This is a genomic window from Halocola ammonii (assembly GCF_049334165.1).
In the GTDB taxonomy this organism is placed as follows: Bacteria; Bacteroidota; Bacteroidia; order Flavobacteriales_D; family Sanyastnellaceae; genus JBEGHD01.
This window is the reverse complement of record NZ_JBEGHD010000023.1, coordinates 1-8,810: the sequence shown is the minus strand read 5'-3', so window position 1 is coordinate 8,810 and position 8,810 is coordinate 1. Positions and strand designations below refer to the sequence as shown.

Below are 8,810 nucleotides of genomic sequence, written 5' to 3'. Positions count from 1 at the left end.
GAAGCAGATCCCATTACCGTTCATGATAGTTCGAAGACACATAGAAATTAGAGCTCTGACTATGTGCCTTTGATTTCCTATGTGCCTATGTGTTTCCTTTTCCGTAGCTGAAAGCAGGCTATTCAGCGCTGGAACCTGAAACATTAAGGTGAGTTAAGAAGTGAAGAGGCATTAAGACTAGTACGATTCACTTAATGCTCCTTAAAACCTTCATGATCTTCATGTTAAAAATACTTAGCTGCTAGCTTTTCGCCATGAGCCATCGCTTCCCCCAACCCCAAAGGGGAGAGCCCTTTTCGCAGATATGATTAAACCACATGGGCACAGTAGAGTTTCTTTTCCATTCACCGGGAGTTTTCAACCGAAGCAGATCCCATTACTGTTCATGATCGTTCTAAGACACATAGGATTTAAAGCTTCTGACTATGTGCCTTTGATTTCCTATGTGCCTATGTGTTTCCTTTTCCGTAGCTGTATGCTCAAGGTCTACCAAAAGACAACACCATTAGGTAGGTAGCCCACATCAGCTGTAAACTGCTGGTTTCCTTCTCCATCGAAAACCAAGACAGAACCCTGCTCCACATAGTCAGCTGCGTCTGTGATCCAAAAATTTCCAGTGGAAGGATCAACCTCGAAGCCGTAGGCCAACGGATCACCGCTGATTGAAAAGACCTGCTCCTCTGCTCCACCGGTCACTGACAAGCTGTAGACGGAGTTGTCGCCTAAGTAAAACAACTCGTCTCTTTCAGAATTCAACTCCAGAAAACCGGACGCTGAGCTCACTTCGAATACCTCGGTCTGCTCAGTTGAAGGATCTACCTGGCAGAGCGCAAACTCGTTCGCCCCGATACCTCCGGTGCACATCATCCAAATCGTTCCAAAAGCATCTACTTCGATGTCTGAAGGCCCAGAAGGGACCTCAATAGAACTTAGAATTTCTTGAGAGTCAGGATCTATCACGTCCAGGGTGTTGTTGTCCTTGTTTACCGCATATACCAGCTCATTTACGAAGGCCATCTGCTCCACCCAGGCGCCAATATCAATAGTGGAGATCACTGTCGACTGATCGAGGTCAACCACCGAAATCTCATCCGAATAAATATCACTTACAAAAGCTCTCGATTCACCAACAGGTAAAAAGTATCGCGGAGACTGAAGACCGGTAATCTCACCAACTTGCTGAAAACTCGTGTCGGTCACTACCACCTTCCCGCTGTTGTTGAGCACAAAGTAAAACCGGTTGTTGTGCTTAACTCCGCTCTGAAGCACATCGCCAAGAGGCGAACTGTTAGTATTTTGAAAAACCTGGTTTTGAACTTCTCCACCTTGATCGACCAACGACAGAGAAGCATTCCCGAAATTAAAATTGCCTTCGTTCAGGACGATTGCTTTGGAACCGCTCAGCTCCGTACTTTGCTCTTCCTGTTGAGGACCGAAATTGTCTTTTTCACAGCTGCTAAGTGCAACAGCTAAAACCAGAATCAAGATCGCGTTGATCGTTCTCATCTCTTCTGTCCTGATTTAAATTCATAAACGAGGTTCACCATAAAATTTCTTCCCGGCATAGGCCTCCAGGGCATTACCTGATAGTTTTGATCGAGAAGATTATTGATCGTGAAAAAGCATGAAAGTCGATCGTTGCCGATTTCAAATTCCTTTCCAAGGCTCACGTCTGTTGTGCTGAAAAAAGGCATCCACGAAGAGTGATCGGCTGCGATGTAGCGCTTGCCGTTGTGCGCGTACTGAACTCTCGCAGTCCAGCTTTTCCACTTTGCATTGACTACAGCTCTGGCCGTGTGAAACGGCACGTAAATCAACTGCATTCCTTCGTTGGCAGCCGACTCTTCAATATTTTCTGTGGAAGTGTAAGAGTATTGTAAGTCAACGTTCAGTCTCCAACTTCCGGATTCGACCTTTTCAGAGAGGTTCACTTCCACTCCCCTATTTCTTACTTTCCAGAGATTTTGAGGCTGCCAGATGTTTTCCTTCGGACTCCACAAAATCCAGTTTTCGATGAGCGAGAGGTAGTAGTTCACGCCAAGCTGGTGAGTGAAAGTGGTTCTATCTCCGTCATCCGTTCGTTCCCAGGTTAGGCCGGCTTCTGCACTCCAACCTTCTTCTGGTTCCAGATTTGGGTTTCCTCCGGGATTCCAATACAGGTCGTTAAAAGCCGGATAGCGATAGTTTCTTCCGACATTTGCTTTGAGTGAAACTCCGCCAAAAAGCCTTTGAACTGAGCCAACTGAAAAGAGAAAAGGTGAAAAAACATCATCGATCTTTTCTTCTCTCAAAGTCAGGAAAACTCGATTGGACTTGGTTTCCCGCTCGATAGTTGACGACAGAATCGTTCTGTTTTGTCGGTGTGAACTGCTGTAACCATCCGACTCGGCAAAGTAGATTCGATGTTGCGCCAGGGTTCTTAGTTTCCACTTTTCGCTGAGCAAAAACAAACCGCGATACTGCGACTGCCAACTCGAAGAGTTCGTGTTCGAAAATTCATCACCCTGATAGTCGAGCCGGTCGAAAGTAAAGCCACTCTGAATTCTTTGAATAGATTTCTGTCGGACGTGTTTCCACTCGAGCACTCCCCTCACGTTCTCGTCCCACTGCTGCGAATATTTGCCTGGGGAAAGCAAAATCCCCGGAATGGTTCGCTCTGCCTTCGTGGCGTTTAAGTGGAAGTTGAATGTGTGGTGATCGTTCGGCTTAAAACCAACCGACTGGCTAACCCCCGAAATCGTGTAGTCAGCATTCTGCATCGTGTCTGTAGGCAAGTCTGCCCGGCTTGGATCTACAAAGGTGAAATCGTTTTCTGCCTGACGATGAAAAATCCCGGTCTCGAACTGCCACCGCTTCGAGCCCCAGGAGATTTTTCCCATTCCTTCCATTTTGGAGAAACTGCCCATTCCCAACCTGAACTTGGCGTTGGTGCGATTCTCAAAATGAAGTTGATCGTTGAGCGAGATTGTTCCACCCAGTCCACCACTGCTCTGTGGCAAACTGCTAATGCCGTACGTTACATCCACGCTTTCGCTAAAAGCCAACGGAAAAGTGTTCAGGTCCGATTGACCGAGAGTAGGCGAATTCACGTCCAGTCCGTTCCAGAGGACAGAAGTGTGCACTGCGCCAGTGCCGCGAAAGCCTGCCGTGGCGATCCCCGAGTTCCCATACTGCTTGATGAAAACCGGAGTTCGCGCGGCAATCAGATCATCTAGGTCGAAAAGCAATGGATCTTCAAATGCAAGCGAATCAAACGTCTGCTCCTTGTGCGCCTCGAAATTCTCGAGTGCAACCACATCAGCATGGTCCAACTGCGGGACAATCACCATTCCGGTGTCGTTTTGCGCAGCGAGGAATGCTGGGAAGAGCAATATTAGTAGTGTGATTCTCACGTGTTGATTATTGACCTGTAAGTTAAATCCGTACAGCTTTTAAAATCTTTTTATTTATGAAGCCTCTGACCCTGCTTGTCTCGATTAGCGTTGAATCATTGATCGAGAGCACAATTAAAGTGTCTTTCAAATCGCACTCTCTCGACTCCGCTCGAGAAACTCCCACCTCACCAGCCATTAGTTCGCGGGTAGGCAGGTTGTCGAGCGGAGTCGAGACACAGAGCGTGGAAGACTCATTGAATCCTTTGTTTTTAAATCATTCTACCGCTTCAAAACAACTTCACTGAAGCTATCACCGGCCGTTGTCACGCGGACGATGTAGCTACCGTTGGTGAGGCTTTTCAAGTCGATTGCTCCTCCGCGGTAATCATCCTGGCGCATCACCAATCTTCCCGCTTGCGAGTAAATTTCTACGCTTGCCGTTGCTTCAACTTCAACCTGAATAAAGTTGGTAGTTGGATTCGGGTAAACGGAAACCTTTCTTTGTGCCATCTCGGCAACATCAACGGTCGAGTGAATTGCACCCACGGCATCGAGGTCGAAACCGCCAGACTCAAAAGCAGTAGTAAAAGGATCGTTCACCGGAAATCCGTGAGCATCGAGAGACGCGTAGTTTTCATCGATCGATCCAACAACGTCAACAATTCTGACGTGGGTAACCGCATCGATGTCGATGTTAGCTGAATCAGCCAGTTGTTCGAGGTCGAAAGGAGTTCCAAAATTCGCGCGGTACTTTCCAGCGAAATTGTAGAGCAACTCGGTTTGCAGCGGATCAAAACCGCCAATCTGCGTTTCTGTTTGCGTCAGCGAGATGGCCGGGAAGCGCACGAACGTTTCACCATCAGAACTCACCTCCACGAAAGCCAATTCGAGGAAAGTGTCGTCAAAAGCATTTTCAAAAACAGCAAAGTCGGCACCCGGACCGTTGTAGATCGGAGCGTCAAAAGTGAGTGTTGCTGTTCCACCATCACCGAGGCTCACAATCGAACTTCCGTCAGCAGCACCAGTGGCGTTTTGCGGATCTCCTGTCGTGGCAAGTGGTGACGTTTCGTCTGTGATGTCAGTTGGACCGCGTAGCACTTCGCAATTCGTAGCCCAGGCCACGAAAGAAACACTTGTTCCCGGAATGGCTGTTGAGCCTTCCTCTTCCGCTGCAGGGGCAAAAGGACCAGCCTCAAACTCAGTTGCCGCAATCGGCTCTGCCGGAGGCACAGCCGGATCGAAATCTGTATAAGTGCAGCCAAACCAGTCACCATCGGCTACCGTTTCGCCAAGGCCGCTGTTCGATTCCCAGTCGGTGCCGTTGACGCTACTCCAGGTACCCCAGTAGTCGGGCATTCCACCCACACCGGATTTGGTGATGTAAAAAATGTCGTTTAGAAAGGCCTCAGCATTAACGCGCATGGCCACGTCAGCAGCATCGATGGCAGCGAGCATGTCGCCACCAGTGGTTTCGCCATCAAAGCGAAAGCCCCAGGCCAAAGACTCTTCGGCATCGCCTTGGTTGAAGTCGACAACCAAAACGGCCGAATTTTCTCCTTCGCCCACCCAAAAGGAAACATCGTCCTGGGTGAATTGCGCAGAGAGATTGAAAGAAATAATACAAGAAAAAACGAATACCAATAGCACTTTTGGAGCATGTGCCACGCTCATTAAAGGTGTAGAAACAAACATGTAAATAAAGTTTGCGAGCGGTTCTGATTTTGTTTTTGGAGAACCGATCTTATGCAACTTCGCACTGGCTTTTTAACCCGAAAGCACTGGCCGAATTTGCTTCTTGGCAGGTCTTCTGACTTACTCCGTCCTTTTAGCGCCTTCCCATCTTGTCACGACTTGACAAAACAGTGGCAGGGGTATTTGCTAAAAGGCCTTTGGAGCTCACAGCTGCGGGTACAGTTCCGGAATAGCGGCAAAAAAGCCGGGCACCGGATTCCCTTTTTATCTCTCGCGGTCGAACGCCATCGAGAGAACCAAAAGCGCAGCAAAGGTAAACAACAATTTGGGCGGGGAAAATTAGTTTTTCAACAGGTGTGCAAGTTTAAGGGAACCAAATAGACAATTTATGATTCTCTGTATCAGGTACAATCATTAAAGTTGAACCAAAAGATGGCGCGAGAGCCGTTTGTCGACTTTGTAAACTGAAGCCACTGCGAAAGTTTAGCGTAGTCGAGACACTGGTGATTATTACTAATATCATCATGTTCCTTTCTGGGCATTCCCCTGGCGGGTCGGGCTTTCCGCTTCAATCTTTATTGTCCCGAGCAAAAAGGCAAACGCAGCAATAAAGGATTTCCACTGCAATCCCTAACGCGGATGGTGGGTTTGATTCGGAGTATTTCGGATTAATTGAAAGAGAAAGGCACCAGCTACAAGCTCGTGCCAGCGGGGGAAAACATTACGACTGCTGTCGTCTCAAAATATTCAGATTGTCTTCAATATTGAAGCTTTAATTAATTTACCATACAATGCCCTTAGTCCAGTCACTAAAGTTTTTATCTTTCCGCTCTCGCCAATATTTCACATGTTCGATCTTCAGTACATCACTTTCAGGAAGTTTCCAACAAACAATTAACCTATCTTCTCTTAGTTCTCTGTCCCATTTATCAACATTTTGTTGTATTTCTTCATTCCAATTTTGAGGAAGCCAAAAAGGATAATCAGGTTTGTCATACTTTCTAAAAACTGACTCTATATCTTCAAAAGTGTATAACATTGATCGTGAAAAGTAGAATACAGGGTAATCTGGTTCTTCAAATAGTTTAGGATGCCCCCATCCAATAAATTCAAAGTGAAAGTTTTCGTAAGTTACAGGGCATTCAGCAAATCCTTTCATTGGTCCATCATACCATTCCACGCTGATAGACTTCGCTATTTTTTGATCTTTAAAATATATCATTAGAAATCATTTTTGTTTAGGGTAGTTAGGATTGGTGTCGAATACCTCTTTTATTCTCAATTCCAGTTGCTATTTTAGATTGACAGCAACAGCTCAGACTGCAAGGTATTCAAATCGTCACAATTTTCATGGCCCCGCGAAATAAAGAATTTCCACTGCAATCCCTAACGCGGGTGGTGGGTTTGATTCGGAGTATTTCGTATGAATTAAAAGGTTTGCTGAGAGAAAGGCGCGAGCTATCGCCATGAAGATTGCCGAAGCTTTAGAGGTGTCTTTAGATTACCTAGTCGGTAAAGAAGATCTGCAATTGGAACAGGACATCATCAAAAAGATTCTGAGCATGCAAAAGCTACCCGAACAGGACCGGGAGCACATTCTCTTTACCTAGGATGCTATGCTGAGTGATGCCAAAGCCAGAGCCGCTTATGGATAACAAAAAAACCCAGACCGTTAAGCCTGGGATTTTTCAAGTTGCTTTTGCTTCTCTTCCGATTTTGCGAAACCCTAAACATAGAAAAGACGGGGAAGGTTCCCTTAGTTTTTATTCTCAAAACCAAACCATGATTGAATTCTATTCCAGCTCAAAACACCTACCAAAATAATGAGCCCAAAAAATATGGCAGAGCCTAACAAAGTGAGGTTCAATACATATGCAAACACAATTGAGACAGAGAAAGCTGCTGTATGAGCCCAGAAGACCATTCTAAATTTTCGATAGCTTAAAATGACTTTCAAATATGTACCAATTGGGACAGAAGCCGAAATCATAAACAACAACGAGTGGAATATAATGTGAAAATGATTCATTATCAAAGCAATTACCTCCAAAAGTATCGCGCTCAAAAGCACATAAACTCCTTTTTTGGGATCCCCTCCCTTTCTGTCAGGTCTGTCTAAAATATCCTCTCTCATTCTTCTTTTTTATGACGTAAGGTGTTCATTACTAAAAATTACACAGCTAAATTGAGCTATAGAAAATCTGCTGGTTGTCACATATTAGTTGATTCCCCGTTCATACTACACTGTTTAAAATAATACTCCTTCAAGGGAGCAACGCTTCCACTGTCACCAAACTCGACATTTACTTTTTGCTTAGCTAGTATTTTCAAAATATCTCTCACAGTATTGGCATTTCTAACCGAGAAATATCGATTTTTTCGAAAAAGTGAAATGCAAAATGCATAATTATGCTCATACTTCGGTGGCTTATCTAGTTTTATTTTTTTAATTTCAGAATACTTAACTACATAACCTTTAGAGTAAATCTTTTTTACAATAATGCCTTCATCTGAAATTTCCACCCATTTAGCACAAAAAACAAACAATAAGAAATTAAAAGCTAGGATTATCGGCACCTTTAAGTATCCAACTATTCGTTCTGAATAATACAATAGCCATGAAATAAAAAAACCAATTAGGGCAAGATGATACCATTCTGACCACGGTGTGATTTTGATCTTATTTCCCACTATTTTATTCTCCATTTGTACTGTTAGTCTCTGCTTGCTGTTCTTCAAATGCATCAATCATCACCTGAATTTCTTCTAAAGCTAATGTTCCAATTTCTATGGCATCATCAGTCGCTTTAGGATTAGTCACAGCGTTGTTGACTACTTTATACAGGTTTTTCAAAAATTGACCTGTATTTGCAATCGACTTACCTGTGTTCAGAACCTCTGGATCAATACCTAAAGTTTCTGAAAGGAGTGTTTTGTTCTTTTCGAAAAACACTGTTGAAAAATCATCAGCAGATGCCGCTAAGCTAATGCCCTCGAGGGCTATAGTCCCTCCCCCCATGGCTGCTCCTGCAATATATAACGTTCCCCCAGATAAGATGACTCCCCATGTTCCGAAAAGAAGTTGCTTTCCTCCATTATGATACCCATATTCTCCACCATATTTACCGCCATAATTTGCGACATCATTACTACCATTCAACCAATCCTCGTCATATATCAACTTGTTCCTGATCCACACCTGCTCATTTTTGAAATCAATGACTGGAAAACTCATTACATAATCATAATGTCGTTGTTCAGCCTCCATTTGTCGATGCCCTGATTCTAGCTTAAATGCAACATCGGAATTTGGATGTATTTCTCTCATTTGAATATGACTGTACGCGTCATTCGCAGTTACAACTCTAACAGGTTGATCCTCATGCAGTATAGTCTGTCCAGGCTCCAATCCTTCTAATTCAATCCTATCATTTACTCGATTGCCGCTGAATGCGTAGGGTGAATAGAATGGATAATCCGGAGCGAGAGGATCAACACTTAAAAACCTCCCAATCCTCGCATCGTGCACTCTATACTTGAAAGACACCGCACTCCCCCCTAACCATTCCTTATCAGTTTCCTGACCCTGGAAGCCATACCTGTAGTCACTTCCCTGGTAGGCGAGGTCTCCGGGCATCGTCATCCCAAATGTGAAGTAGTTAACATCAGATTTTTGGGGTGCTACGGATTTTCCCTTGATCACTTCCAGATTTTTTCCAAAAGCGTCTAAAGGCCTTTCCTCTT

At 44.7% G+C, this 8,810-nt stretch carries 8 protein-coding genes and 1 riboswitch; of the genes, 1 reads left to right on the top strand and 7 read right to left on the bottom strand.

The window, feature by feature from the left end; translation table 11 throughout:
• Window positions 1–486 precede the first annotated feature (486 nt).
• The 4 genes from ABHV44_RS15955 to ABHV44_RS15940 form a co-directional block, all read right to left on the bottom strand.
• The gene (locus ABHV44_RS15955; RefSeq protein WP_459075719.1) at window positions 487–1,506 is read right to left on the bottom strand and encodes a DUF5074 domain-containing protein; all 1,020 of its coding nucleotides are present in this window, start codon (window positions 1,504–1,506) and stop codon (window positions 487–489) included.
• Window positions 1,503–3,392: a TonB-dependent receptor gene (locus ABHV44_RS15950; protein WP_459075718.1), complete on the bottom strand. Its 1,890-nt coding sequence runs from the start codon at window positions 3,390–3,392 to the stop codon at window positions 1,503–1,505. Before ABHV44_RS15950 ends, ABHV44_RS15955 begins: the two co-directional genes overlap by 4 nt.
• A 261-nt stretch (window positions 3,393–3,653) precedes the next feature.
• Window positions 3,654–5,066: a T9SS type A sorting domain-containing protein gene (locus ABHV44_RS15945; RefSeq protein WP_459075717.1), complete on the bottom strand. Its 1,413-nt coding sequence runs from the start codon at window positions 5,064–5,066 to the stop codon at window positions 3,654–3,656.
• Between the two features lie 88 nt (window positions 5,067–5,154).
• A riboswitch (cobalamin riboswitch) is annotated at window positions 5,155–5,382 on the bottom strand.
• A gap of 465 nt (window positions 5,383–5,847) precedes the next feature.
• Window positions 5,848–6,288, bottom strand: a complete 441-nt coding sequence (locus tag ABHV44_RS15940; RefSeq protein ID WP_459075716.1) for a hypothetical protein — start codon at window positions 6,286–6,288, stop codon at window positions 5,848–5,850.
• Window positions 6,289–6,532: 244 nt separating this feature from the next.
• Here ABHV44_RS15940 and ABHV44_RS15935 point away from each other — a divergent pair, with 244 nt between their 5' ends.
• The gene (locus tag ABHV44_RS15935; protein WP_459075715.1) at window positions 6,533–6,676 is read left to right on the top strand and encodes a hypothetical protein; all 144 of its coding nucleotides are present in this window, start codon (window positions 6,533–6,535) and stop codon (window positions 6,674–6,676) included.
• A gap of 146 nt (window positions 6,677–6,822) precedes the next feature.
• Here ABHV44_RS15935 and ABHV44_RS15930 read toward each other — a convergent pair whose 3' ends face one another.
• The 3 genes from ABHV44_RS15930 to ABHV44_RS15920 all read right to left on the bottom strand — a co-directional run.
• Entirely contained in the window at window positions 6,823–7,200 is a 378-nt protein-coding gene (locus tag ABHV44_RS15930; RefSeq protein WP_459075714.1) for a hypothetical protein, read from the bottom strand.
• Window positions 7,201–7,277: 77 nt separating this feature from the next.
• Window positions 7,278–7,772 carry a hypothetical protein gene (locus tag ABHV44_RS15925; protein WP_459075713.1) on the bottom strand — a complete coding sequence of 165 codons (495 nt, stop codon included), beginning with the start codon at window positions 7,770–7,772 and terminating at the stop codon, window positions 7,278–7,280.
• Window positions 7,762–8,810: RHS repeat-associated core domain-containing protein (locus tag ABHV44_RS15920; RefSeq protein WP_459075712.1), on the bottom strand; the 1,049-nt coding region annotated here is incomplete at its 5' end. The genes ABHV44_RS15920 and ABHV44_RS15925, both read right to left, overlap by 11 nt.

Coding starts and splice junctions, on each gene's coding strand:
- ABHV44_RS15955 (WP_459075719.1), bottom strand. CDS start 1,506: ATGAGAACGATCAACGCGATCTTGATTCTGGTTTTAGCTGTTGCACTT.
- ABHV44_RS15945 (WP_459075717.1), bottom strand. CDS start 5,066: ATGTTTGTTTCTACACCTTTAATGAGCGTGGCACATGCTCCAAAAGTG.
- ABHV44_RS15940 (WP_459075716.1), bottom strand. CDS start 6,288: ATGATATATTTTAAAGATCAAAAAATAGCGAAGTCTATCAGCGTGGAA.
- ABHV44_RS15935 (WP_459075715.1), top strand. CDS start 6,533: ATGAAGATTGCCGAAGCTTTAGAGGTGTCTTTAGATTACCTAGTCGGT.
- ABHV44_RS15930 (WP_459075714.1), bottom strand. CDS start 7,200: ATGAGAGAGGATATTTTAGACAGACCTGACAGAAAGGGAGGGGATCCC.
- ABHV44_RS15925 (WP_459075713.1), bottom strand. CDS start 7,772: ATGGAGAATAAAATAGTGGGAAATAAGATCAAAATCACACCGTGGTCA.